Origin of the sequence: Bradyrhizobium sp. HKCCYLRH2060, from assembly GCF_051168135.1 — a bacterium.
Lineage (GTDB): Bacteria > Pseudomonadota > Alphaproteobacteria > Rhizobiales > Xanthobacteraceae > Bradyrhizobium.
The window spans coordinates 160,538-186,174 of record NZ_JBNPUK010000012.1 but is presented as its reverse complement, the minus strand read 5'-3'; the positions used below and the strand labels follow the sequence as shown (position 1 = coordinate 186,174).

The following is a 25,637-nucleotide window of genomic DNA, read 5'->3' as shown; positions in this document are numbered from 1 at the left end:
GATGCTGGCGCCCTCCCCGAACTCCGTTCCGCCCTCGCCCGCGATGCGCGTCGATGCGTGCACCGTGGCCGGCGAGGAGGCGCCGATCTGGCTTGCCGCGGCCTTCGCCGTCGCCGGCACCCTGATCGCCGTCATGTCGGCAGCGCTCTGGCAGCAAGGCATCGCCGCGCCGCCGGTTGCGACGGCCGCGAGTCCGGTGGCGGCCGTGCCGCAGCGCGACGACCGCGTTTCCAACGTTGCCGACGCGGCGCCCAGGCAGCGGGAGGCGCGGACCGTCGAGCCGGCTCCGGTGGTCGCGCCGCCGATGCCGCCCGCGATCGCCCCCGTCGTGATCGCGCCACCGGCTCCGCCGGTCGTTCCCGCAGCGATCCCTGAGCCCCAGAGCCCCGCGAAGCCCCCCGCCGAGTGCTTCGCCCCGCTGGCGGTCGGCTTCGAGCGCGGCAGCGCGCGACCCAACCCTGCCGACATGAAGCGGTCGCTGGCGATCCTGCAACGCGCGCTCGCGCGGCACGGCGATGCGACCATCATCATCGAGGGCCATACCGATGCCAGCGGCACCGAGGATCTGAACGTGCTGTTGAGCTATTCGCGCGCCAAGGAGATCGCGGCCCAATTGAAGCGCGAGGGTCTCCCGGCGCAGCGGATGTCGGTGCGCGCGGCCGGCGCCGGCGAGGCACGTGGCGATGCCCTGGCGGTCGCGGGCGACCGCAAGGCCGTGCTGCGCATTGCGGGCGTCGACGATTGCAGTCAACTCACAGCGACGAAGCGACCATGACGATCTATGCCATCGTGAGCGGCCTCGGCGCCGCCATTCTGCTGTTGACCTCGGGCTATCTGTTCGGCGCCCGCCAGGGCGCGCTGTCCCGCGAGCTGCTGCGGCGCCAGGTACAGATGCAGGCGGCCAGCCTCGACCAGTTGCAGGAGCAGAGCAGCCACGACGCCATCGAGCGCGAGACCAGCCTGCGCAGCGCGATCGAGGACGTGCTGGCGCCGCTGGTCGAGCGCGAGCGCATCTCGCTCGATCTCGCGCAGCTCGCGAGCCGGCCGGGCCGGCGCCGCGAGCTGGTGCCGCTGCTCGACCGCATCGCCGAGGTCGGCCGCTTCCAGACCGTGCTGCTCACCAACGAAGAAGGCCTGCCGCTCGCGGCCAATACGACCGCCCACCGCACCGAGCAGCTTGCGGCGGCGGCGACCCGACTTGCGCTGGTGGCGGAGAAGATCGCCGACGAGACCCACATCGCGCCGTTGTCGGTGATGCTGCGCGACGCCTCCGAGGCGACGACGCTGTGCCGGATCTTCCGCGTGCAGGACCAGACGCTCACTCTGACCGCGCTCTCCAACGATACGCGCCTCGCCTCCGTGGCGCTCGATCCGGCGCTCGCCAAGGTGCAGGTCGCGCTGACGGCGCCGGCCTGACACCTCCTCAAAACGCAAAGAGCGCAGCACCTCTTGCGAGGCACTGCGCCCTTCGCCGACCTCATTGTCAGGGATGAGGCCGACTACACGCGGCTGCGGCCGCGGGCGAGGCCCACGACGGCCGAAACCAGAAACAGCACGACGGCGATGAAGAAGATGATCTTGGCGATCTCGATGGAGGCACCGGCGACGCCGCCGAAGCCGAGAATGCCGGCGATCAATGCGATAACCAGGAAGGTGACAACCCAGCCTAACATGACACGACCTCTGTCTCTCGATTGCGGTTCAAAGCGACGCGGAGCTTGCGCCGTTGCCAGAACAATCGTGGCTTGGAACAAAGGTTCCAGCCGCGCGGGCCGGTAAAAATTCGCGATCTGCCGGAACAAAAGCCCGCCGAGGCTGGAGCAGACGTCCGTCTGCCCCGATTTAGGGCTGTAAAACGCCGCTGCCGGCCCCATATAGCCGTCAATCCCTGCTATGAGGGCTCCTTCCTGCAGACCTCGCGATGCCGTCATATGATGCCATCCGAGGGACGAGACTGATTCGCTGATGACCGAGCCCAACCGCGTGAGCCCTTTTCCTGCGCCCGACCACCAGCCCGTTGCCGGCGGCATTGCCGCGCGCGCCCGCGCCGCCGCGACCGGTGGTGCGCGCTATCTGGCGGGTCTCAATCCGGAGCAGCGCGAGGCGGTCGAGACGCTCGATGGCCCGGTGCTGGTGCTCGCGGGAGCCGGCACCGGCAAGACCCGGGTGCTGACCACGCGCATCGCGCATATTCTGAGCCAGGGCCGCGCGAGGCCGAGTGAGATTCTGTCGGTGACCTTCACCAACAAGGCCGCGCGCGAGATGAAGACGCGGCTGGCCGAGATGCTCGGACAGGCGGTCGAGGGCATGCCGTGGCTCGGCACCTTCCACTCGATCTCCGGCCGCATCCTGCGCAGCCATGCCGAGCTGGTGCAGCTCAAGTCCAATTTCACCGTGCTCGACGTCGATGATCAGATCCGCCTGCTCAAGCAATTGCTGCAGGCCGAGAACATCGACGACAAGCGCTGGCCGGCGCGCATGCTGGCCGGGCTGATCGACGGCTGGAAGAATCGCGGCCTGGCGCCGTCCCAGGTGCCCTCGGGCGAGGCCGCGGTGTTCGCCAACGGCAAGGGCGGCAAGCTCTATGCGAGCTATCAGGAGCGGCTGAAGATTCTCAACGCCGCCGATTTCGGCGACCTGCTGCTCGAGAGCATCCGGCTGTTCCGCGAGAACCCGGACGTGCTCAGGCAATATCAGAGCCGCTTCAAGTTCATCCTGGTCGACGAGTATCAGGACACCAACGTGGCGCAATATCTCTGGCTGCGGCTGCTGTCGCAGGCGCCGTCGTCCTCCGGCTCGTCATTGCCGGGCTCGACCCGGCAATCCATCACGTCTTCGGAAGAAGATGGATCACCGGGTCTCGACGCTCCGCGTCGGCCCGGTGATGACGACAGACGTGTTGCCGCGCCTAGCTCCGCCCCCGCCCTCAAGAACATCTGCTGCGTCGGCGACGATGATCAGTCGATCTATGGCTGGCGCGGCGCCGAGGTCGACAACATCCTGCGCTTCGAGCACGACTTTCCCGGCGCCAAGGTCATCCGCCTCGAGCGCAACTACCGCTCCACGGGGCACATCCTCGCCGCCGCCTCGCATCTGATCACGCACAACGAAGGCCGGCTCGGCAAGACCTTGCACACCGAGGACGTCGAGGGCGAGAAGGTCACCGTCACCGGCGCCTGGGATTCGGAAGAGGAAGCGCGCGGCATCGGTGAGGAGATCGAGGAGCTGCAGCGCAAGGGCGAGCATCTCAACGACATCGCGATCCTGGTGCGCGCGTCCTACCAGATGCGCGAGTTCGAGGACCGCTTCGTCACGCTCGGCCTGCCCTATCGCGTCATCGGCGGCCCGCGCTTCTACGAGCGCGCCGAGATTCGCGATGCGCTGGCCTATCTGCGCGTCATCAACTCGCCGGCCGACGATCTCGCCTTCGAGCGCATCGTCAACGTGCCGAAGCGCGGGCTCGGCGATGCCACCGTGCAGATGCTGCACGACCACGCCCGCAAGCGCCGCATCCCGCTGTTCGAGGCGGCGCGCGCGGTGGTCGAGACCGACGAGCTGAAGCCGAAGGCACGCGGCTCGCTGCGCGGGCTGATCCTGCAGTTCGAGCGCTGGCGCGCCCAGCGCGAGGTGACGCCACATACCGAGCTCGCCGAGATCGTGCTCGACGAGAGCGGCTACACCGAGATGTGGCAGAAGGACCGCTCGGCCGATGCCGCCGGCCGCCTCGACAACCTCAAGGAGCTCGTCCGCTCGATGGAGGAGTTCGAGAACCTGCACGGCTTCCTCGAGCACATCTCGCTGGTGATGGACCGCGAGGGCGCAGCCGACGAGGAAGCGGTGTCGCTGATGACGTTGCACTCGGCCAAGGGGCTGGAGTTCGACAACGTGTTCCTGCCGGGCTGGGAGGAAGGCCTGTTCCCGAGCCAGCGCACGCTCGACGAACAGGGCCGCGCCGGGCTGGAAGAGGAGCGCCGCCTCGCCCATGTCGGCCTGACCCGCGCACGGCGTCGCGCCAAGATTTATTTCGCCACCAACCGCCGCATCCACGGCACCTGGACCACGACCATTCCGTCGCGCTTTCTCGACGAGCTGCCCGCGGCGAGCGTCGAGATCACCGAATCGAAGGGCGGCTCGGGCTGGGGCGGTGCTGGCGGCTACGGTCCGTCGCGCTTCGACAACGTCGAATCGTTCGGATCGAGCTATTCCACGCCGGGCTGGCAGCGCGCACAGGCGCGTCGGCCGGGCGCGGCACGCGGTTCGTCGGAGAGCGGCTTCAAGGAAGAGCCGTCGCCGTTCTCGGGCCGTGATCCGTTCGGCAGCGGCTTCGGCGGTAATTTCGGCCGCGGCAAGCGCGGACCGATGACCATCGAGGGCGAGCTGGTGGCGAAATCCACCGGCACGACGTCGGAATTCGCCCTCGACGACCGCGTCTTCCATCAGAAGTTCGGCTATGGCCACGTCGTCAAGATCGACGGCAACAAGCTGACCATCGCGTTCGACAAGGCCGGCGAGAAACACGTCGTCGACAGCTTCGTGCAGCGGGCGTGACCCGGCGGCCACGCCGCCGCACTTCGCCTTGGTTAGGCCTTGACCATGGCAGCGTGCATCGTATGAGATGCAATCATGGTCCGAGGATACATTCTGTTGAGTGTTGCGGTCGCGCTGTGTGTGCCCTCGCTGGCGGCGGCGCAGACGATGAGCTTTGGCGATTCCGCGGGGCTGATCGCCTCGAGCTGCGGCGCAGACATCACCGCCAATTGCCGCGGCGTCAACCTCGACTCCAACCGCCTCAAGGAATGCCTCTCGCGCAACCAGGACGTGGTCTCCGCGCAGTGCAAGGCGACCTATTTCAAGGCGTTCGAGGCGATCCAGAAGCGCATCGCGGCACGGGTCACGGTCGCCAATGCCTGCCAGCGCGAGATCGTCAAGCTGTGCGGCGGCTCCACGAAGGAGACGAGCAAATCGATCCCGTGCCTGTTGACGGCCAACGGCGTGAGCGCGCGATGTCAGCAGGCGATGGGCGAAGCGGGGTATCGCTGATGCGGCGGACCGCGAGATCACTGCTGTCGGGGCTGATCGCTGCTTCGCTGGTGGCCGCGAGCGCGCCCGCGTGGTCGCAGGAGCTGAGTCGCGAGGACATCGTGCGCCAGCTCGGCCGCTTCGAAGCCGCGCCTGCGCTGGATCTGCCGGCGCTGAAGCAGCAGACGCAGGAGCGTTCCAGGTCGCGCGGGCGCAACGAGCCGCCGCCGCAGAAGCGCCCGCCGATCGCGCCGGAGCTGATGAATCTGCCGGCCTTCAACGTCGACATCCAGTTCGACGTGGACACGCCGATCGTGCGTCCGGAATCCTACCAGACCGTCGGGCGGATCGCCGATGCGATGGTGTATTCCGACCTGCTGCCCTACACCTTCCTGATCGTCGGCCATGTCGAAGCCAACGGCAAGCGCGAGTCCAACGTCATCCTGAGCCAGCGCCGCGCCGACGCGATCCGCGACATCCTGGCAAACACCTTCAAGATCTCGGTCAAGCGGTTGCAATCGATCGGACTTGGCGAGGAGCAGTTGCTCGACCCGTCCAAGCCGACCGCCGCCGTCAATCAGCAGATCCAGATCATCCCGATCGCAAAAACCGTCGAAGAGGCCGCAGCGCCGCCTTCGCCCCCTGCTCCGACGACGCCCGGCAAGCAGGGCCCCCGCAAGCATCGCAATTGATGCAATTGGGACCCGCGCGCAGGCCATGAACCCGGAGCGCTGCGGGCGCGACTGTTGTTTCAGCAGGTGCCGATGCGCTCTTCCCGACAGGCGCGAATGGAACCGGTTTTCAAGTCGGGTTGCGCGCTCGTGCGGATGGGCCGCGATTGCCGGGTTTGTCGATGCAGCCGCTTGATGGTATAGCCCCCTCTTTGCGGCCGTCGATTGAGCGGCGGTGGATCTCATTGACGAGCGAGCCAGCCATGAACGCCATGTTCCGACGCCAGATGGTCGACTACGTCGAATATCATCGCGATCCGCGCAACGGCCTGATGCATGTGTTCGGGATCATCCTGTTGTTCCTGGGCGCCGTGCTGCCGCTGAGCTTGTGGCATTTCGACGCGTTCGGCATCCGGATCGGCCTCGGCGCCGTGCTGGCGCTGCCCGTCCTGCTCTACTGGCTGCTGCTCGATGCCGCACTCGGGGCCGGCATCCTGGCCTTCGCGGTGCTGTTCCTTGCTGCGGCCATGATGATCGCCGATCACGTCCATGGTGTCGCCTTCTGGGCGCTGTTTGCCGCGCTCATCATCTTCGGCTTCGTCTCGCAGGCCGTGGGCCACAAGGTGTTCGAGCGCAACAATCCATCTCTGCTGGATCATCCGGCGCATCTCTTTCTCGGTCCGATGTTCGTGATGGCGAAATTGTACATGGCGTTGGGTCTGCGGCCTTCGGTGGCCGACCTCATCGCGCCGAATTGGTCGCCGGATCGGCTTGCATCGGACCGGCTTCAAGGCGATCAGCACTCGCGTCCCTAATGAAAATCCTCGTCACCGGCGGCAGCGGTTTCATCGGCCATCACCTCGTCTCTGCGCTCGTGACGCGGGGCGCCGAGGTGCGTGTGCTCGATATTCGCTGCCCCAGCCACATGATCGCTGACGTCGAGTACATCAAAGGCTCGGTGCTCGATGCGGGCCTGGTGAAGCAGGCGGTCGCCGGCGTCGATCAGGTCTATCATCTCGCCGGACTGCCCGGCATGTGGATGCCTGACCGCGAGGACTTCTATCGCGTCAACTGCATCGGCACGGAAACGGTGCTGGCGGCCGCACGCGCCGACCGGGTGCGCCGGTTCCTGCACTGCTCGACCGAATCCATCCTGTTCGACTATCCCCGCTCGACCGGTGCCGCATCGGCGCCAACAGCACCGCCAGCCGAGGCGATGCCCGGGGCCTATACGCGCTCCAAGGCGCTGGCCGAGGCGCGCGCCATGACAGCCGCCGCGGAGGGCTTCCCCGTCGTGGTGGGCACGCCGACGATGCCGATCGGGCCGCATGACAGCAATCTGACACCGCCGTCGCAGATGCTGCGGCATTTCCTGGACAGCCGGGTCCAGCTCTATCTCGACTTCATCGTCAACCTGGTCGACGTCCGCGACGTCGCGGCGGGCCTGATCCTGGCGATGGAGCGCGGCAAGGTCGGCGGCCGCTACGTGTTCGGCGGCGAGAGCCTGCGCCTCAGCCGTATCCTCGATCTCATGGCGGCGATCAGCGGCCGCAAGCATGTCGCAGTCGCCGTGCCCGGCCGGCTGGCCGAGCTGTCGGCGGGCATGCTGGAGTTCGTCTCCGATCACCTCACCAAGCGCTGCCCGTCCGGCACCGCCGAGGGGGTGCGGATCGCCCGCGCGGCCTCGGATCTGTCGATCGACAGGGCCAAGCGCGAGCTCGGCTACGTCCCGCGCCCGATCGAGCCGACCTTGCGCGAGACCATCGCCTTCCTGCTCGGTTCCGAGCCGGGAAAGCGGCTCGACGGTAAACAACACCCTTTTCGCACTGCGGCCGAATAGCTAAGAGCAGCCGGTCCCACGCGTCCCATAACGGTTTTGCAGACATGTCCGGCGATGCCAGCCCCATCTCGTCAGTTGCGTTCAGCGGCTGGACCACCACTTGGCCCACCTCGCTGCTGGCCATCATCTGGCTGATCTGGCTCGCGAGCTGGGTCGGCGCCTCATTCTGGTCGGGGCAGACCCGCAAGCATGTGACGGTGATCAAGACCAGCCGCTATCACGCGCTGATCGTGCTCGGCGGCATCCTGTTCACGCCGTGGACCTCGCGCCTGCTCGGCGAGAAGCCGTTCTGGACTCCCGGCGAGACCGGCGTCTACCTGCTGACCGTGGTGACCCTGGCCGGCATCGCCTTCACCTGGTGGGCGCGCATCCATCTCGGCCGCTTCTGGTCCAACGCGATCACCCACAAGGAAGGCCACAAGGTCATCGACACCGGCCCCTACGGCATGGTCCGTCACCCGATCTATACCGGGCTGATCCTCGGCATGATCGCCACCGGCATCGCGGTGGGCACGGTGACCGCCGTGCTCGGCGCCGTCCTGATCTCGCTCGGGATGGCCTGGAAGGCGAAGATGGAAGAGGTCTTCCTCGCTCAGGAGCTCGGGCCGGATTACGTCACCTACCGGCAGCGCGTGCCGATGATCATTCCGTTCCTGCCGCCGGGCTAAGGCCGCTCAGCGCCTGGCCTGGGCTGCCGAAGGCGGCTGCGGCGCCTGGTTTGCCGCCTGCGGCAACAGGTGGCGCGGCAGAATGATGCGCTGGCCCGGGACCAACGGCTGGGTGGCGAGGCCACGGTTGGATTGCTGGAGCGCCCAGAGCGGCACGTGATAATTGGCGGCGATCTGGTCCAGGGTCTCGCCTGGCCGCACCGCCAGAGCAGTGCCGCTGTCCCACAGCTCCACGGAGGCTGTCGGCGGCACCAGGTAGCGCAGCGGCACCGGATCCGCGTCGGCGGTGGCCGAGGTCTGCGACAACTGGCTGATCATGGTGACCAGCTGGGCGTGCACATCCTCCATCTTGTCGATATTGATGTGCGTGACCTCGTCATGATCCTTCATGTCGAAGCTGGCGTAGTGACCGCGAAAGCCGGGCTCCGGCTTGACGTCGCCGCCGCCGAGAATGTTGTCGGACAGGAACAGGTTGATGAAGCGCTGCACGTTGGACGGCACGCTCTTGGTCGCATGCGCCGGATCGACGGTGACGACGAGGGCGACCGGGATGTTCTGCTCCTGCAGCGTGATCGCGATGCGCACGCTGCACAGCCCGCCCATCGAATGGCCGATCAGCACGATCGGGCCCGGCTCCTGGCGGTAGTTCTTGGCCACCTGGAGCGCGATCAGGTCGCACAGCGTGAATTCATAGACACTGGCCCGGTAGCCGGCCGCCTCGATCTTTTCGGCCAGACGGTCCATCCCGGTCGAGAACAGCGGACCGAGTGCGCCGCGGAACAGGTACACCCGCGGCGGCGGCAGCGGCTGGCTGATCTCGGGCGGCGCAGCGGGTACGGCCCGGATCGCCGCGGGGGTTACTGCCGGGGATGCCTTCGCGGATCTGGTCGGCGCAGGGGCGGAAGCAGCGCCGGGCTGGGCGGCCTGCGAGATGCTCGGCGCCGCAAGTCCGGCGAGGAAAGGTGCGGCGAGGAGGATCGCAAGCCGTCTCCTGCCGGCAGCCGCCTTGGCTGGACCGAGCCACCGTCTCGCGATTCGCGCCACGCTGGTCATTCGCGCTCCCGGGAAAGCTCACAAGCTCAGATCGAGCAGGGTCTCATCTCCCCCCTGCCATACCGCTTGTCGCCACTGAATGGGAGCATTTTGGGGCGCGCGCCCAGTGGCGCGGTCGTCGATTACCGGTAGCCGGCGACGTTCGCAGCGCGCTGCGGAGCGGCCATGCGGGTCGGCGGCGCCGCCGCCGGGCGGCCCCGCCCGCCGAACACCACGCCATCGATGGCACCGATCACCTTCTGCTGCATGATCTGGTTCTTCTCGATCGTGACGTGGCCAACACCGGGAACCGATTGGACGTCGACATTCTCGAGCTTGCCGCGGAAGCCGTCGTCGCGGCGGACCGGCTCGCCGGCGCCGCTGGCGATGTAGAAATTGATGTAGCGCTCGGCGTTGCCGCCGACGAGCTTGGTCTTGAACACCGAGTCCAGACCGATCGCGAGCTTCACGGGCACGCCGAGCTGGCCGAGCTTGTTGATCATGTCCGGCAGCGCGGTCGCGCCCGAGGAATGCCCCACCAGGATGATGGTCTTGATCCGGCCGGCGCGATAGGCGGCCGCCGCCTCGTCGGCGAGCGACGACCACGACACGAAATTGGCGACCGTGTTTGGAATGCCCTGCGAATCCAGCTTGGCGGCGATGTCGTCGAGCCCCAGCGAGAAGATGTTGAGCACGCCGCGCAGCAGATAGACATGCGTCGTGCTGGCGGTGCTTGCGGCCGCCGGGCTCGGTGCGGCCCTGACCGATCCGGTGCCGAGCGGCAGAGCCAGCGCAACGGCCAGGGCCACCATGCCAAAGCAGCGCGCCGAGAGGCTGCGCTTGAAGGTGGGTCGAACGGTGCTGGCGCGTGGCGTCATCGGTCCTTCTCCGCGGCGGAAATGTCGAGACGGCGCGACCGTACCCAAGATGCTCGCGGACGCAACATTGTCGGACATCGCGAGGCGGCGATCCTCGCCAGCCGTGGCTGAGCGGCAACACCTAACCATATTGGCCACGGAAAAGCCCAACAAGCGACACGATCGAGGGTCGCGCGCATGATTGCGCGAACGCCCCCCCGTTCCTATCTGAGCGCTTCGCCTGCGCTCCTCCTCCGCGCAGCTCCCCCGCTCTTTTCGAATCCCTCGCATCGAATCCCCGTGATGGCTCCCGTCATTTCCGTTACCGGCCTGTCGAAGACCTATTCCTCGGGCTTCACCTCGCTCAACAATGTCGATCTCGCGATCGAGCGGGGCGAGATCTTCGCGCTGCTCGGGCCCAACGGCGCCGGCAAGACGACGCTGATCAGCATCATCTGCGGCATCGTCAATGCGTCCAAGGGCAAGGTCGCGGTCGGCGGCCACGACATCAACCGCGGCTATCGCGCCGCGCGGGCGCTGATCGGACTGGTGCCCCAGGAGCTGCACACCGATTCATTCGAGACCGTATGGGCCACGGTCAGCTTCAGCCGGGGGCTGTTCGGCAAGCCGAAGAACCCGGCGCTGATCGAGAAGGTCCTCAAGGACCTGTCGCTCTGGGACAAGAAGGACGCCAAGATCATCACGCTGTCCGGCGGCATGAAGCGCCGCGTGATGATTGCGAAAGCGCTGTCGCACGAGCCGCAGGTGCTGTTCCTGGACGAGCCGACCGCGGGCGTCGACGTCGAGCTGCGCAAGGGCATGTGGGACGTCGTGCGCGAGCTCAAGGCCGCCGGCGTCACCATCATTCTCACCACGCATTACATCGAGGAAGCCGAGGAGATGGCCGATCGCGTCGGCGTCATCAACAAGGGCGAGATCGTCCTGGTCGAGGACAAGGCCAAGCTGATGGCGAAGCTCGGCCGGAAGCGGCTGAGCCTGCATCTGCAGCACCGGATCGAGACCATCCCCGAGGCGCTCGCGCCCTATCAGCTCGCGCTGTCCGACGACGGCTGGCGGCTCGCCTACGACTACGACACCAAGGGCGAGCGCACCGGAATCACCAGCCTGCTCGGCGATCTCAGGACTGCCGGCATCCGCTTCGTGGATCTCGAGACCAAGCAATCATCCCTTGAAGACATCTTCGTGAGCCTGGTGCGGCAATGAATTTTCGCGCAGTCGCCGCAATCTACAAGTTCGAGATGGCCCGCACCTGGCGCACGCTGCTGCAGAGCATCGTGTCGCCGGTAGTGTCGACCTCGCTCTATTTCGTCGTGTTCGGCGCCGCGATCGGCTCGCGCATCAGCGAAGTGGACGGCGTGAGCTACGGCACCTTCATCGTGCCCGGCCTCGTGATGCTGTCGGTGCTGACCCAGAGCATCTCCAACGCCTCGTTCGGGATCTACTTCCCGAAATTCATCGGCACGATCTACGAGATCCTGTCGGCGCCGATCTCGCATTTCGAGATCGTGCTCGGCTATGTCGGCGCGGCCGCGACGAAATCCATCATTCTCGGGCTGATCATCCTCGCCACCGCCGGGCTGTTCGTGCCGCTGCACGTCCAGCACCCGGTGTGGATGCTGTCGTTCCTGGTGCTGACGGCCGTGACCTTCAGCCTGTTCGGCTTCATCATCGGCATCTGGGCCGACGGCTTCGAGAAGCTGCAGATGGTCCCGATGCTGGTGGTGACGCCGCTCACGTTCCTCGGCGGCAGCTTCTACTCGGTCAACATGCTGCCGCCGACCTGGCACTCGATCGCGCTGCTCAACCCGGTAGTCTACCTGATCTCCGGCTTTCGCTGGAGCTTCTATGAGATCGCCGACGTGAGGGTGGAAATCAGCGTCGGCGTGACGCTGCTGTTCCTGGCGATCTGCATGGCGATCATCTTGTGGATCTTCAAGACCGGCTACCGGCTCAAGCATTGAGCCGGCGCCTCAGCTTGGTGGTGACAGCTCAGCGGTAGCAGTGAAAGCGGCCGTAGCCGTCGCGATATCCGCGGCAGTGATAGTGCCGGTGGTAATACGAGCGGTGCGGGACGCCGAGCACGCCTTCGACGGCGCCCACGGCTCCGCCGACACCGGCACCGACCGCGCCGCCGACGACGCCGCCCACCGGGCCGGCGATACGGTTGCCTTCGTGGGCCCCCTCATGGGCGCCACGGATGATGCCCTGGGCGTGGGCGAATTGCGGCAGCGCCAGCCAAGCCAACGCCAGGATGAACAGTGCGAGCGCAGCCAGCAGATAGGTCAGCTTATGCGGCGCGCGATCGTCGAGCACCGCCGTCTTGGCCTTCATCGTCAACATTTTGAGTCCTGGGAACCGCATGGAGGAATCCTTGAAACGCGGATGCGGCCAAAAAGTTGCGCGGTCATGACAAATTGGACCGATTAGAGAAGTCCCAAACGCCGGAATGAAAGACCGTCCGCGGTCGCGAAAATGTCAGCGCGGATGAACAGGCCGAGCCTTTGTCCGGCCCCCGCCCGCCATTAAGGTTGAAGCCGCCCTTGGCTGGAACAAAGCGCGCTATTCCGACATAGTGCATGCCGAGGCGATGACCTGGGCGTTGAAGTCCCGTTTTGAGGTCTCTCCACAGTCGAGAGCCCTGGAGGCCAGAGGTTAGATGCGTACCATCCTTTTTGCCGTTGCCGGCTTCGCCTTTCTGTCGGCCACGCCGGCTCTGGCCAAGATCGACATCACCGTCGACAAGAACAACCAGATCATGACGGTCGCCGTCGATGGCGTCGAACGCTATCGCTGGCCGGTCTCGACCGGCATTCCCTCACGGGAAACGCCGAATGGCTCGTTCCGCGCCTTCCGCATGGAAGCCGATCATTTTTCCAAGGAATTCGACGACGCGCCGATGCCGCATTCGATCTTCTTCACGAAGGTCGGTCACGCGATTCACGGCACGGATTCGGAAAGCCGCCTCGGGACCCCGGCGTCCCACGGCTGCGTCCGGCTGTCCAAGGCCAACGCGACGACGCTCTATGACTTGGTACAGAAAGACGGCGTACTGAACACCACGGTGACGCTGACCGGATCGGCCGAGGTGGCGCTGGCGCGCAATCCACGCCGCGGCACCGCTGTTGCCCGGCGCGAGGCGCCGCAGCAGTATGATGACAGTGGCGAGCCGGTCGTGCTGACGCCGCAGCCGCAGATGCTGCCGGGACGCCCGGTCGTTCCGCAGCAGCGGCCCGATGACGGCTACATCTATCCCGCCGACGGCAGCGACAACGGTGCGCGCTATCCGGCACCGCCCGGCACGGCCCGCCGCGTCTATGACGCCCAGGCCTATCCGCAGCAGCAGCCGCAGCAGTACTATTACGACAACGGCAATCCGAGCTACGCCCAGCCGCGCTATTACCAGCCGCGCTCCTACTACCAGCCGCGCGGCTATTACACCTATCAGGACTGATCGCGCACTGATCCCAGCAACCGGGCGTCGCCACCAGGCGGCGCTCGGTCCGTTGCGATCTTCTCACTCGGCGTTGACGCGCCCGAGCGAGGCCGACGCGCGATCGGCGCTGGCCTGCCCGCGGGCCGTTGGCATGCGCTTGCGCCGCTGCACGAGATACTGGTCGGCCAGCACGCCGATCAGGATCACCGTGCCCATCACGGCGAAATTGAGCGAGCTGGGGATGCCCAGCAGGTTGACCAGGTTCTGCAACACTTGCAGCAGGACCGTGCCGAGCACGACGCCGATGATCGAGCCTTCGCCGCCGCGCAGCGAGCAGCCGCCGAGCACCGCGGCGGCGATCGCATAGAGCTCGTAGAACGAGCCGTGCACCGCCGGCGAGATCGAACGGGTATACATCGCCAGCAGGGCCGCGGCGAGCGCGGTCAGGGCCCCGCAGATCACATAGGCCGCGATCGTCACCCGGTCGGACCGGATGCCGGAATAGCGCGCCGCCTCCTCGTTCTTGCCGACGGCGTAGAAATAGCGGCCGTACACCGACCGGTGCAGCACCAGCCAGGCGATGCCGGCGACGATCGCGAGGGCCACGACGCTGTGCGGCAGCGGAAAGCCGAGGACATCGGTGCGGCCGGCGGCCAGCCATTCCAGCGCCGGGAAGCTCGCGCCATAGCCGAAGCCGGCCGTGGCATCCTCGGTGTAGTAGCGCGCCGCGCCGCGATAGATCAGAAGTCCGCACAGGGTCACCACGAAGGGCTGGATGCGCATCTTGGTGACCAGCGTGCCATGGACCAAGCCGATGGCGATGCCGCCGGCGAGGATGAGGAACAAGGCAGCGACCCAGTCGACGTCGCGGTTGACGATGAGGTCGATGAACAGCACGCCGAGCAGCGCGATCACCGACCCCACCGCGAGCTCGATGCCGCCGACAATGATGACGAAGGCCTCGGCGATCGAGAAGATGCCGAACATGCCAACCTGGTTGGCGGTGTTGGAGAGGTTGCCGACCAAGAGGAAACGTGGGTTGATGAAGGCCACGACGGCGCCGACCACCAGGATCAGGATCAGCAGGCTGAGATCTTTCTTCTGCACGGGCGCCCTCGCTCAGACGGTATGGCCGACGGCGAGCTGAAGCACGTTGTGCTCGCTGAACTCGTCTCTCGCCAGGAAACCTGAAATCATGCCTTCATGCATCACGGCGATCCGGTCGCTCACCCCGATCACCTCCTCCATGTCGCTCGAGATCATCAGGATCGCGACACCGGAATCCGCCAGCCGCCGCAGCATGTCGTAGATCTCCTGCTTGGCGCCAACATCGATGCCCCGGGTCGGCTCGTCGAAGATCAGGACCTTCGGCCGCATCGACAGCCATTTGGCGAGCACGACCTTCTGCTGATTGCCGCCCGACAAGGTGCCGACCGACACCTTGACGTCGGACGCCCGGATCTTGAGCCGTTCGCGCTGTCGATCGGCATTCTCGGCCTCGCGCCTGATGTCGACAAGTCCGAAGCTCAGATAGGAGGCGAGATCCGGCAGCGAGACGTTCTCGGCGATCGACAGGTCGAGCAAGAGGCCGCAGGCCTTGCGGTCTTCCGGAATGAGATAGATGCCGCGATCGATCGCCGCGCGCGGCGTCGAGATGCGGATCGGCTCGCCCTCCAGGCTGAGGCCCCCGGCCAGCAGCGGCTCGACGCCGAAGATGGCGCGCGCGAGCTCGGTACGGCCGGAGCCGACGAGGCCGGCAAGTCCGAGGATCTCGCCGCGCCGGAGTTGCAGGCTGACGGCCTGGTTGGGATAGGTCGCGGTCACGGCCTCCATGACGTCGAGCACGGCCTCGCCAGGCGGCGCGGCCGGCGGCACGTAGAGCGACCGCAGGTCCCGGCCGATCATCAGCCGGATCATCGCTGCAGGATTGAGCTGGTCTCGCGTCAGCGCGCCAACCATGCGACCGTCGCGCAGCACGATGGCGCGATCGGCGCATTGCATCACTTCGTTCAGGCGATGCGTGATGAAGATGACGCTGACCCCGTCCGACTTCAGGCCGGCGATGACATGCATCAGCCGCTCGGTTTCCGACAAGGTGAGGCTGGAGGTCGGCTCGTCCATGATGACGCAGCGCGCATCGAGCGACAAAGCCTTCATGATCTCGACCAGCTGGCGCTGCGCCAGGGACAGTTCGGCAAGCGGCGTATCCGGCTCGAAATCGGCCCCGAGACGCGCGATCAGCGGGCGCACCCTGGTCCGCAGCGTCGCGCGGTCGATCAGCCGCAGCGGCCCGCCATAGACCGGCTCGCGCCCGATGAAGACGTTGCCCGCGACGTCGAGATTGTCGAACAGGTTCAGCTCCTGGTGGACGAAGGCGATGCCGGCCGCGATCGCGTCCGCCACCGCATAGCTGGCCCGCGCCACGCCATCGATCCGGATCGTGCCGCTGCTCGGCTCCACCACGCCGCCGAGCACGCGCATCAGGGTCGACTTGCCGGCGCCGTTCTCGCCGACCAGGGCGATCACCTCGCCGGGCGCGACCGACAGGCTGGCGTGGTCGAGCGCGACCACGCCAGGATAGGTCTTGCCGATGTCGATCAGCTCGAGGAAGGGCTCGCGCACGCCGGCCGTCGCGTCACTTCTTCAGCATCTGCTTCATCTGCGCCATGAAGTCGTCGACGTTCGACTTCTCGATCACCTTGCCGGGCACGATGATGATGCCGTTGGCCGGCACACCCGACTTGTCGCCCTCAACGACCTTCGCCATCAGCTTCATGCCCTGATAGCCCCATTCGAACGGCTGCTGCACCACCGTGCCCTCGATCGCGCCGTCCTTCACGCCGCCGAGCGTGATCGGATCCTCGTCGAAGCCGATGATCTTGATCTTGCCGAGCTTGCCGGCTTCCTTCAGCACCTCGTAGATGCGCGGTGTGTTGTAGGAGTAGAAGCCGACCAGGCAGCTCACATCGGGCATCGCCGCCAGGATGTCCTCGACATTGCGCTTGGCCCGGGTCTGGTCGATCTCGTCGCCGCGCACGTCGACCAGCTCGACCTTCGAGCCCTTGATGGTCTCCTTCACGCCCTCGATGCGCTCGCGGGCGTTGTCGGCGCCGAGCAGGCCGACGAAGCCGACGCACTTGCCCCCGTTCGGCAGCGCCTTCAGCATCAGCTTGCCGGCGTCCTTGCCGAGCTCGGTATTGGAGGAGCCGATATAGGCGATGCGCTTCGATTGCGGCGCGTCGCTGTCGGTGGTGAAGAGCACCGTCTGTGCCGCGATCTTGTCGAGGTGCTCGGTCTGGTTCTTCGGATCGACGGCGCTCACCATGATTCCGGCGGCGCCGGCCGCGACGAGGTCATCCAGCATCCGCTGCTGCACGGCGGCGGCCGCCTGCTCGGGATATTTGAGCTGCAGGTTGTAGTTGGGCAGCTCGCCCTGCGCCTTCTTCACGCCGGCCTCGGCGATCTTCCAGAAGTCGGACGCGCCGTTGACGACGAAGGCGAGGACCTTCTTGTCGGCCGCTCCCGCCGAGCCCACACCGAGCGCCATCGCCAACAGAGCAGACGCGCCGACCATCCAAAGACGCTTCATCAAACCCCTCCCATGTCAGCCGGCCTGCTTGATGCGGCCGGCGTTTTGTACTCATTGAAGACACGTTCCGCGCCCGGGACGAGGCCTGCACCCGCACGGCACTGCAGGTCTCGACGTGAACTCGACAAAACCCGAGGCGCACGGGCGTCGCCAAAATCGACGTCACCCCTCGAGTCGTGAAGATGTCGTGTGAGACTTACCGCGCCGCGTACCGAGCCGCCGCTTTCCTCCCGAGAGCCTCATCGTCGTGGAACCTTTATGAGGCACGCACCTCAAGGTAGCATGATCGTGACAGCTCCGCAACAAAGCCGCTGAAGAAAGCAGATCGTGCTATGTTCTGCGATGCAATATCGCTCCATCGCGATGAACCAAGCGGCGAACATTTGACGCGACGCAACCGGCGCCGATTCAGAATCGAGGAGCGCACCTCTTTCCGAACGCGCATGCCGCATGGCGCGCGCCACCCGAATCCCGACGGCCGCCCAACCGGCGGGAACGCGGCGTGCGCCCTCGCCTACTCGCCGTCGCGAAGCCGCCGATACACCGCGCCGAGAATATTCGAATAGTCGTCGGTCCAGACCCGCTCGCCGTCGGTCGGCTCGGTCTCGGTCCACTTGTCCGAGGAGGCGAGCTTGCCGACATCGGCATCGTCGCGCGCGCTGACGACGACGTCGGTCGGGAAGATGTACTCGTCGTCGCGGCCGGAGTCCTCATTGTAGACCCAGCTCTTCAGGTCGTTGGCGTCGGCGATGCCGACCACGACGCTCTCCAGCTCCAGATGGCGATTGGAGACGTGCATCACGACAGCGCCCTGCGGCGCCAGCTTCGCCTTGTAGATCGCCATCGCCTCCTCCGTCGCGAGGTGGATCGGAATCGCATCAGACGAATAGGCGTCGACAATGATCAGATCGTAGACGCCGTCCGGCTCCTTGGCGAAGGTCAGCCGGGCATCGCCGATGACCGGCTTGAAGTCCGGCGCGCAGCTCTTGATGTAGCTGAAATATTTCGGATCGCTGGCGGTGTCGACCATGGTCTGGTCGATCTCGAAGTAATTCCAGCTCTCGCCGGGCTGGGCCGCGCAGGTCAGCGTGCCCGCGCCGACGCCGATCACGGCGACCTTGAGCGGCGCGCCCTTGCGCTCCCGGATCGCGGTGATGGCGCGGCCGATGCCGCCGTCCTTGTGATAGTAGGTGATCGGCTCGGGACGCCCCGTCACCTTGGAGCCGTCGGCGTTGAGATATTTCTGCGCGCCGTGGATGGTCGTGCCGTGCATCAGCACGTGGTAGTGCCCGTCCGATGTCACCACGATCTTGTGCACGCCGAAGAAGCTGCGCACCGTTTCGACGCGGCCGTCATCGGCCGGATAGGCGCGGATCAGGACGAGCGCGAGTGCGGCCGTCGCGAACACCTTCCAGCGGCCGCCGTTCAGCAGCAGAGCGAGCAGCGCGGCGAGCACGCCCACGGCGCCCGCGACATAGACGCGGTGGTCCTCGAGATAGGTCGTGACCTTGCCGGTCATGCCTGAAGGCACCAGCAGCGCGACCGCAATGACCGCGAGCAGGAGCCAGTACCAGCGCGTGAGCCCGGGCAGGCGCTCATTGGCAGCCGGGCGGCACAACGCCGCCAGCGCCAGCAGGATCGGATACTCGGCGACCCAGGAGAAGGTGAACGGCGCGATCAGCCCGGCGAACAGGCCACCGACCATGCCGCCGAACGACAGCGCGACATAGAACCCGGTGAGATACTTGGCCGGCGGGCGCGTGCGCGCGAGCTCGCCATGGCAGGCCATGGCGATGATGAAGAAGCAGAGCTGATGACCGCCGAGCGTGAGCGCGAGATTCTGTTCGCCGCCGAAGGCGAGCAGCACGATCACGCCGGCCATCGCCAGCGGCTGCAGCGCCAGCATCCATTTGTGCGGCAGCAGCGGCCGCGACTGGAACACCAGCACCCAGGTGAGCAGATAGAGCGACAGCGGCAGCACCCACAGCAAGGGCGCGGCCGCGACGTCGGTGGAGATGTGCGCGGTCACCGCGATCAGCAGGCCCGAGGGCACTGCGGCCAGGAATATCCAGCGCAGGCGCAGCAGCCAGCGTGGCGCCGGGGCATGGCTGTCCTCGGTGTGCAGCAGGCTCGCGACGATCACCGGCGACCGCAGCAGCAGGACGCCGCAGCCGGCGATCAGCGCGATCAGGAGGCCATAGCCGCCGGTCCAGATCAGGTTCTGCATGCGCAGGCTGAAGATCGGCTCGATCAGCAGCGGATAGGACAGCAGCGCCAGGAAGCTGCCGATGTTCGACGACGCATAGAGGAAGTACGGGTCGGGCGCGGCTGGATGGCCCGTGCGTACGAACCACGCCTGCAGCAGCGGATTGTTGGCGGCGAGCGCGAAGAACGGCAGGCCGATCGACACGGTGAACAGGCCGAGCAGCCACAGCCCGTAGCCCGAGGTCGGCGGGTTGCCCCAACTGCTCGCGATCGACAACGGCAGCGTCAGCAGAGCGAAACCGAGCAGCAGCAGATGGATCGCGATCGGCAGCACCCGGCTGGGCAACTGGGTGAGAAAATGCGCATAGGCGTAGCCCGCCAGCAGCAGGGTCTGGAAGAACACCATCGCCACCGACCACACCGCCGGCGAGCCGCCGAGCCGCGGCAGCACCATCTTGGTGAACAGCGGCTGCACCGAGAACAGCAGCAGCGCGCTGACGAAAATGGCGGCGGTATAGACGACGAGCACCAGCCGGTTGCGTGCGGCGGAGGGCTGAGCGACGGCGGCGGGCGAGGCGATTGAGGTCATGACAACTCCGGCAGCAGCGCGGCCGGCATCAGATGCCGAGGCCGGACCGCGATGAGCAGACGAGACATAGCGGATCGCAGGGCGGTATGGCGAGGAGCTGAGGCAAAATGGAGTTTTCCTTGACGTCGCAGCCTTCCGGCGCGACAGCACCAGCCGAGGTTCCCGGTGCGGGTGATTAAACAGGGCTTTTTGAAGCTGACATGAATGAAACCGACGTCATCATCATCGGCGCTGGCCACAACGGCCTGACCTGTGCGGCCTATCTCGCCATGGCGGGCCTGCGCGTGCATGTGGTCGAGCGCCGCAAGGTGGTCGGCGGCGCCGCGGTGACGGAGGAGTTTCATCCGGGCTTCCGCAACTCCGTCGCGTCCTACACGGTGAGCCTGCTCAATCCGCGCGTCGTCTCCGACCTGAAGCTGCATGAGCACGGGCTCGAGATCGTCGAGCGCCGGGCGCAGAACTTCCTGCCCTCGCCGGACGGTCGCTATCTGCTGACGGGCGAGGGTCGCACGCTGGCGTCGGTTGCGCGGCTGAGCCCGCGGGACGCCGACGCGATCGGCCCGTTCTCGGCCCGGCTCGAGGCGATCGCGGACGTGCTGCGCAGCCTCGTGCTGCGGGCGCCGCCGAACCTGGTCGCCCAGTTCGGGCTATCGGCGATCCGCGAGGCGTTCAACGCGCTCGGCACCGCCAACACGTTGCGCGCGCTGTCGCTGGAGCAGCAGCGCGACCTGCTCGACCTGTTCACGCGCTCGGCCGGCGAGATGCTCGACGAGATCTTCGAGACTGACCTGGTGAAGGCGCTGTTCGGCTTCGATGCCATCGTCGGCAACTATGCCAGTCCCTACGCCGCCGGCTCGGCCTATGTGATGCTACATCACGCATTCGGCGAGGTGAACGGCAAGAAGGGCGTCTGGGGCCATGCGATCGGCGGGATGGGGGCGATCACGCAGGCGATGGCCGGGTGCCTGAAGGAACTGGGCACGCTGGTCGAGCTCGAGGCCGGCGTGCGCGAGGTGATCGTCGAGCGTGACCGCGCCGTCGGCGTCGTGCTCGAGGATGGCCGCACCATCCGCGCCCGCCACGTCGTCGCCAACGTGAACCCGAAGCTGCTCTACACGCGCCTGGTGCCGGCCGGCGCCGTGCCCGAGCCGTTCCTGAACCGCATCCGGAACTGGCGCTGCGGTTCGGGCACGTTCCGCATGAACGTGGCGCTCGACCGGCTGCCCTCGTTCAGCGCGCTGCCGGGCGACGGCGACCATCTCTCCGCCGGAATCATCCTCGGCCCGAGCCTCGGCTACATGGACCAGGCCTATCTCGATGCGCGCGCGCATGGCTGGAGCCGCGATCCCGTGGTCGAGCTGCTGATCCCGTCCACACTCGACCCGACGCTGGCGCCGGCAGGCCGGCACGTCGCCAGCCTGTTTTGCCAGCATGTCGCGCCCGAGCTGCCGGACGGCCGCTCCTGGGACAATCACCGCGACGAGGTTGCCGACCTCATGATCGCGACCGTGGACCGCTATGCGCCGGGCTTTGCCGCCAGCGTGCTCGGCCGGCAGGTGCTGTCACCTCTCGATCTCGAACGCAAGTTCGGACTGATCGGGGGCGACATCTTCCACGGCGCGCTGACCTTGAACCAGTTGTTCTCGGCCCGCCCCATGCTCGGCCACGCCGACTATCGCTCGCCGCTGAAGGGGCTCTACCATTGCGGCTCGGGCAGCCACCCCGGCGGCGGCGTCACCGGTGCCCCCGGCCACAATGCGGCCCAGGCGATCCTGGCGGACCATCGCGCTCTGTTCGGCTGAGGATAAGGGGTGGAAAGGCGGCGGACGTCCGTGTGGACAAGCTGAGGACGCACTGTGGATCGACTGCCAAACAATCAGTGCACGGCCGTGTGGATATGCTGTGGACCCGGCGGTTGATATGGCCTCAAGCAGAAAAACCGGGCGCAGGGCCCGGTTCTTCGAGAACGCCGCGGCGGGCGGATTACTTCAGGGACGTGTTGATCGAGTCGAACTTGCTGCTGAGCGAGCTGCCCAGGCCGTTGACGGCGGCGATGATCGCCAGCGAGATGCCGGCTGCGATCAGGCCATATTCGATAGCGGTGGCGCCGGATTCATCACGCAAGAACTTCGACAGAATGGACTTCATCTGAACCTCGTTTCCCAACCCAGGAACCGAGGATCATCCGGTTCCCATGGCGGGAACATTAGGGGCCAAGACCCTAAAGTCGGGATAATCCCCCCAGGTCAAGTTGCAGAGATTCTTCGCTGCAATTGAACCTCAACTTTTATTCGGATGAGGAAAGGCATTATACAACCGCTGGATGCGCAGATCCGGCAGAATTGCGGTCCTATCGCTTGCGTTGGCAGGCAATTCCCTTAACCACGCCGTCAAATCTCGCCAGGATCCACCTTGATGACCTCAACGACCACGCCCGCCACCCACAAGGCCAGCTTCACGGTTGCCGATGAAGCGACCGCCCGCCCGGCGGTCGACGTCCTGACCGAGGTGTTCTTCGAGGGGGACGCGGCGGTTGCGGCGTTCGAGCGTCCGGACGGGCGCTGGGACGTCACGGTGCATTTTGCCGATCCGCCCGACCAGGCGCTGGTGCGCGAGCTCGTCGGCGGGGCGGCGGGCGCCGACGTGGCCCGGACCCTGACGTTCGAGGTCGTCGAGGCCAAGGACTGGGTCAAGGCCAGCCTGGACGACCTCGTTCCGGTCCCGGCCGGTCGTTTCATGGTCCACGGCAGCCACGACCGTGCCCGCGTGCCCGGCAACAAGCTCGGAATCGAGATCGAGGCGGCGCTCGCCTTCGGCACCGGCCATCACGGCACCACCCGGGGCTGCCTGCTGCTGCTCGATCACGTGCTCAAGACGCGCGCGCCGCGGCGCGTGCTGGATCTCGGCACCGGAACCGGCGTGCTCGCGATTGCCGCCGCCAAGGCAACGCGCCGGTCCGTGCTGGCGAGCGACATTGATGCGCCCTCGGTCATGGTGGCGCGGGAAAACGCCCGGCTCAACGGCGCCGGCCCCCTGGTCCAGGTGATCCGGGCCACCGGCTTCGCCGCCGCGGAATTTGCCGAAGCCGGCCCGTTCGACCTGGTGCTGGCGAATATCCTGGCCAACCCACTGCGCCAGCTGGCTGCGCCGATGCAGCGCCACCTCGCGCCAGGGGCCTTCGTGATCCTGTCGGGCCTGTTGACCCCGCAGGCACGCGCCGTCCGCGCCGCCTATCGTGCCCGCGGCCTGGTTCCGATCCGGCATTTGAGAATCGAGGGATGGAGCAGCCTGTTGCTGCAGAAGCAGCAGTGAGGCGGATCAGCTCACGGCATGGATCGAACCTGCGCGCTGGGTGCGGCAAGTTCGCGATTACGTCTTCGGCTGGCTCTGCTGCGAGGTGGAGTCGGACTGATTACGCGGGGCACGTCGACCGCGCGGCGCGACGAGACGATTGACGAAATCCGCCAGCGTGCTGCGCGGCTTCTCGGCCGGTGCGGACGCCGGTCCGCTCGGCGCGGGCGCCGATAATTTTTCGAAGGTAAAAGCAGGCATCGTGCATCCCCTCGCCGTTGAGTTGAGGCACTCCCCGGATCATGCGACCGTGGATGATCTTTACGATCGTGGTCGTCACGTCCATACGTTTCCTCGCCGCACCTCTTTCGGATGACTGGCATGCGACAGCAAATCTTTTTGCACAGGCGAATGCAAGGAGATTCTTCGTGCACTGCACTGTCTGCTGAAGGAGTATTCGCCGACGCGGCAGGATTCACTTCTAAAGTATGAGACCGATGTTCGAAGCTCTGTTCCAGACGTTCGAAGAACCCGAAACCGGCGTGGCACTGACCGCGCGGCTCGCCGCGCTCCGCGAAGAGCTGGCCAGACGCAAGCTCGCCGGCTTCATCGTGCCGCGCGCCGACCAGCAGCAGAACGAATATGTGCCACCCTCGGAGGAGAGGCTGGCGTGGCTGACCGGCTTCACCGGCTCGGCCGGCCTTGCGATCGTGCTGTCGCAGGCGGCCGCGATCTTCGTCGACGGCCGCTACACGCTGCAGGCCGGCAAGCAGGTCGACGGCAAGGCCTGGATGGTGGAATCACTGATCGAGCCGCCGCCGGAGAGCTGGCTGACGCGCCATTTGCAGAGCGGCGACCGCGTCGGCTTCGATCCGTGGCTGCATACGACGGCCGCGGCCGAACGACTGGCCACCGCCTGCGCCAAGGCGGGCGCGGAGCTGGTTCCGGTCGAGCGCAACCCGGTCGACAGCATCTGGACCGAACGGCCGCTGCCGCCGCTCGGCGCCGTCGCCATCCACGGCGCGGAATTGTCCGGCGAGAGCGAGGCCGACAAGCTCGGCCGGATCCGCCAGGAGATCGAGCGCCTCGGCGTCGAAGCGCTCGTCCTGTCCGATTCCCACAACGTCGCCTGGACCTTCAACATCCGCGGCGCCGACGTCTCGCACACGCCGCTGCCGCTGTCCTATGCGCTGGTGCCGAAGACCGGACGCCCGACGATCTTCATCGATTCCCGCAAGCTCTCGAACCTGACGCGCGATCATCTCGAGCAGAGCGCCGAGGTGGCGGAGCCGGACGCGCTGACACCGCGCCTGTCCGAGCTCGCGCAATCCGGCGCGGCCGTCGCGCTCGACAGCGCCACGGCCGCCGATGCCCTGACGCGCCTGATTCAGGGCGCCGGCGGCAAGGCGGTGCGCGGCGCCGATCCGGTCAGCCTGCTCAAGGCCGCCAAGAATGCGGTCGAGATCGACGGCACGCGGCGCGCCCATCAGCGCGATGCGGTCGCGCTGGCCCGCTTTCTCGCCTTCATCGATCGCGAGGCGCCGAAGGGCTCGTTGACCGAGATCGATGCGGTCGAGGCGCTGGAGAGCTTTCGCCGCGACACCGGCGCGCTCAAGGATGTGTCGTTCCCGACCATCTCGGGCACCGGTCCCAACGGCGCCATCGTGCATTATCGCGTCACCCGCAAGAGCAACCGCCGCATCATGCCGGGCGATCTGCTGCTGATCGATTCCGGCGCGCAATATCAGGACGGCACCACCGACGTCACCCGCACGATCGCCGTGGGCGCGCCGACCGAGGAGATGCGCGATCGCTTCACCCGCGTGCTGCGCGGCCACCTTGCGATCGCGCGCGCGATCTTCCCCGACGGCACCACCGGCGCCCAGCTCGACACCCTGGCGCGGCAGTTCCTGTGGCAGGCCGGCATCGATTTCGAGCACGGCACCGGCCACGGCGTCGGCAGCTATCTGTCGGTGCACGAGGGACCCGCGCGGATTTCGAAGCTCGGCACCACGCCGCTGAAGCGCGGCATGATCCTGTCCAACGAGCCCGGCTACTACAAGACCGACGCGTTCGGCATCCGCATCGAGAACCTCGAGCTGGTGGTGGCGAAGGACGTCGCGGGCGCGGAGAAGCCGATGAACGGCTTCGAGGCGCTGACCCTGGCGCCGATCGACCGGCGCCTGATCGAGGTCGCGATGCTGAGCGCCGAGGAACGCGCGTGGCTCGACGCCTATCATGCCCGGGTCAGGGACGCCGTCCGAGCGGCGCTCGACGACGGCGACCAGCGCTGGCTCGATCAGGCGACAGCGCCACTGTAGTCAGCCGTACGGTCCGGCTGCGCGCCGTCCCGCTGCCTGCATGGGCGCATGCCGAAACAGGCATTTCCGCGAAATGGAAGGCCGCTACAGTCGGGGCGTTC

Annotated in this window: 24 protein-coding genes; 15 read left to right on the top strand and 9 right to left on the bottom strand. The window is 66.6% G+C overall.

From position 1 onward, the window contains the following. Position 1 precedes the first annotated feature (1 nt). Together ACQR10_RS23110 and ACQR10_RS23105 are read left to right on the top strand one after the other, a co-directional pair. Entirely contained in the window at positions 2–775 is a 774-nt protein-coding gene (locus ACQR10_RS23110; protein WP_316217710.1) for an OmpA family protein, read from the top strand. Next, complete coding sequence (locus tag ACQR10_RS23105; RefSeq protein WP_315713402.1) at positions 772–1,416, top strand: hypothetical protein; 645 nt, start codon at positions 772–774, stop codon at positions 1,414–1,416. Before ACQR10_RS23110 ends, ACQR10_RS23105 begins: the two co-directional genes overlap by 4 nt. Positions 1,417–1,499: 83 nt before the next feature. On the opposite strand, the gene ACQR10_RS23100 is transcribed toward ACQR10_RS23105, so the two are convergent. After that, positions 1,500–1,673 carry a DUF1328 domain-containing protein gene (locus ACQR10_RS23100; RefSeq protein WP_315802178.1) on the bottom strand — a complete coding sequence of 58 codons (174 nt, stop codon included), beginning with the start codon at positions 1,671–1,673 and terminating at the stop codon, positions 1,500–1,502. A gap of 292 nt (positions 1,674–1,965) precedes the next feature. On the opposite strand from ACQR10_RS23100, the gene ACQR10_RS23095 reads away from it, so the two are divergent. The 6 genes from ACQR10_RS23095 (at position 1,966) to ACQR10_RS23070 (ending at position 8,198) form a co-directional block, all read left to right on the top strand. After that, positions 1,966–4,548, top strand: a complete 2,583-nt coding sequence (locus ACQR10_RS23095) for an ATP-dependent helicase (protein ID WP_316217711.1) — start codon at positions 1,966–1,968, stop codon at positions 4,546–4,548. Positions 4,549–4,623: 75 nt separating this feature from the next. Beyond that, entirely contained in the window at positions 4,624–5,040 is a 417-nt protein-coding gene (locus ACQR10_RS23090) for a hypothetical protein (protein WP_315802144.1), read from the top strand. Beyond that, positions 5,040–5,711, top strand: a complete 672-nt coding sequence (locus ACQR10_RS23085) for an OmpA family protein (protein WP_316217712.1) — start codon at positions 5,040–5,042, stop codon at positions 5,709–5,711. Before ACQR10_RS23090 ends, ACQR10_RS23085 begins: the two co-directional genes overlap by 1 nt. A 242-nt stretch (positions 5,712–5,953) precedes the next feature. Beyond that, positions 5,954–6,505 (top strand): Mpo1-like protein, encoded by a 552-nt coding sequence (locus ACQR10_RS23080; RefSeq protein WP_315802142.1) that lies wholly within the window; start codon positions 5,954–5,956, stop codon positions 6,503–6,505. After that, complete coding sequence (locus ACQR10_RS23075) at positions 6,505–7,530, top strand: NAD-dependent epimerase/dehydratase family protein (RefSeq protein ID WP_316217713.1); 1,026 nt, start codon at positions 6,505–6,507, stop codon at positions 7,528–7,530. The genes ACQR10_RS23080 and ACQR10_RS23075 overlap by 1 nt, the downstream gene beginning before the upstream one ends. Before the next feature lie 44 nt (positions 7,531–7,574). Then, complete coding sequence (locus ACQR10_RS23070) at positions 7,575–8,198, top strand: methyltransferase family protein (protein WP_315802140.1); 624 nt, start codon at positions 7,575–7,577, stop codon at positions 8,196–8,198. A 6-nt stretch (positions 8,199–8,204) separates the two neighbouring features. Here the strand turns inward: ACQR10_RS23070 and ACQR10_RS23065 are convergent, their stop codons facing one another. Together ACQR10_RS23065 and ACQR10_RS23060 are read right to left on the bottom strand one after the other, a co-directional pair. Continuing rightward, positions 8,205–9,251: an alpha/beta fold hydrolase gene (locus tag ACQR10_RS23065; RefSeq protein ID WP_315802139.1), complete on the bottom strand. Its 1,047-nt coding sequence runs from the start codon at positions 9,249–9,251 to the stop codon at positions 8,205–8,207. 122 nt (positions 9,252–9,373) lie between these two features. After that, positions 9,374–10,108, bottom strand: coding sequence for a hypothetical protein (locus ACQR10_RS23060; protein ID WP_316217714.1), 735 nt, complete (start codon positions 10,106–10,108; stop codon positions 9,374–9,376). Positions 10,109–10,390: 282 nt separating this feature from the next. On the opposite strand from ACQR10_RS23060, the gene ACQR10_RS23055 reads away from it, so the two are divergent. Both ACQR10_RS23055 and ACQR10_RS23050 read left to right on the top strand, forming a co-directional pair. Then, positions 10,391–11,311, top strand: a complete 921-nt coding sequence (locus ACQR10_RS23055) for an ABC transporter ATP-binding protein (RefSeq protein WP_316217715.1) — start codon at positions 10,391–10,393, stop codon at positions 11,309–11,311. After that, positions 11,308–12,069 (top strand): ABC transporter permease, encoded by a 762-nt coding sequence (locus ACQR10_RS23050; RefSeq protein ID WP_315802136.1) that lies wholly within the window; start codon positions 11,308–11,310, stop codon positions 12,067–12,069. Before ACQR10_RS23055 ends, ACQR10_RS23050 begins: the two co-directional genes overlap by 4 nt. 28 nt (positions 12,070–12,097) lie before the next feature. Here ACQR10_RS23050 and ACQR10_RS23045 read toward each other — a convergent pair whose 3' ends face one another. Continuing rightward, complete coding sequence (locus tag ACQR10_RS23045; protein WP_315802135.1) at positions 12,098–12,448, bottom strand: hypothetical protein; 351 nt, start codon at positions 12,446–12,448, stop codon at positions 12,098–12,100. 316 nt (positions 12,449–12,764) lie between these two features. On the opposite strand from ACQR10_RS23045, the gene ACQR10_RS23040 reads away from it, so the two are divergent. Next, positions 12,765–13,559 carry a L,D-transpeptidase gene (locus ACQR10_RS23040; RefSeq protein WP_316181738.1) on the top strand — a complete coding sequence of 265 codons (795 nt, stop codon included), beginning with the start codon at positions 12,765–12,767 and terminating at the stop codon, positions 13,557–13,559. 63 nt (positions 13,560–13,622) lie between these two features. Here ACQR10_RS23040 and ACQR10_RS23035 read toward each other — a convergent pair whose 3' ends face one another. The 4 genes from ACQR10_RS23035 to ACQR10_RS23020 form a co-directional block, all read right to left on the bottom strand. Then, entirely contained in the window at positions 13,623–14,648 is a 1,026-nt protein-coding gene (locus ACQR10_RS23035) for an ABC transporter permease (RefSeq protein WP_316217716.1), read from the bottom strand. Positions 14,649–14,660: 12 nt separating this feature from the next. Continuing rightward, positions 14,661–16,163 carry a sugar ABC transporter ATP-binding protein gene (locus ACQR10_RS23030; RefSeq protein WP_315802132.1) on the bottom strand — a complete coding sequence of 501 codons (1,503 nt, stop codon included), beginning with the start codon at positions 16,161–16,163 and terminating at the stop codon, positions 14,661–14,663. 13 nt (positions 16,164–16,176) lie between these two features. Beyond that, complete coding sequence (locus ACQR10_RS23025) at positions 16,177–17,130, bottom strand: sugar-binding protein (RefSeq protein ID WP_409997908.1); 954 nt, start codon at positions 17,128–17,130, stop codon at positions 16,177–16,179. 514 nt (positions 17,131–17,644) lie between these two features. After that, positions 17,645–19,924 (bottom strand): spermidine synthase, encoded by a 2,280-nt coding sequence (locus tag ACQR10_RS23020; protein WP_316217717.1) that lies wholly within the window; start codon positions 19,922–19,924, stop codon positions 17,645–17,647. 200 nt (positions 19,925–20,124) lie between these two features. On the opposite strand from ACQR10_RS23020, the gene ACQR10_RS23015 reads away from it, so the two are divergent. Then, positions 20,125–21,726, top strand: a complete 1,602-nt coding sequence (locus ACQR10_RS23015; protein WP_316217718.1) for a phytoene desaturase family protein — start codon at positions 20,125–20,127, stop codon at positions 21,724–21,726. Between the two features lie 181 nt (positions 21,727–21,907). On the opposite strand, the gene ACQR10_RS23010 is transcribed toward ACQR10_RS23015, so the two are convergent. Then, the gene (locus ACQR10_RS23010) at positions 21,908–22,072 is read right to left on the bottom strand and encodes a Flp family type IVb pilin (RefSeq protein WP_315802129.1); all 165 of its coding nucleotides are present in this window, start codon (positions 22,070–22,072) and stop codon (positions 21,908–21,910) included. Positions 22,073–22,339: 267 nt separating this feature from the next. On the opposite strand from ACQR10_RS23010, the gene ACQR10_RS23005 reads away from it, so the two are divergent. From ACQR10_RS23005 to ACQR10_RS22995, 3 genes are all read left to right on the top strand, one after another. Then, positions 22,340–23,236 (top strand): 50S ribosomal protein L11 methyltransferase, encoded by an 897-nt coding sequence (locus ACQR10_RS23005; RefSeq protein ID WP_315802176.1) that lies wholly within the window; start codon positions 22,340–22,342, stop codon positions 23,234–23,236. Positions 23,237–23,375: 139 nt separating this feature from the next. Next, entirely contained in the window at positions 23,376–23,591 is a 216-nt protein-coding gene (locus ACQR10_RS23000) for a hypothetical protein (protein ID WP_316217719.1), read from the top strand. Between the two features lie 121 nt (positions 23,592–23,712). Further along, a complete protein-coding gene (locus tag ACQR10_RS22995) occupies positions 23,713–25,536 on the top strand; it encodes an aminopeptidase P family protein (RefSeq protein ID WP_316217720.1) in 1,824 nt (607 codons plus the stop codon). Positions 25,537–25,637: the final 101 nt, after the last annotated feature.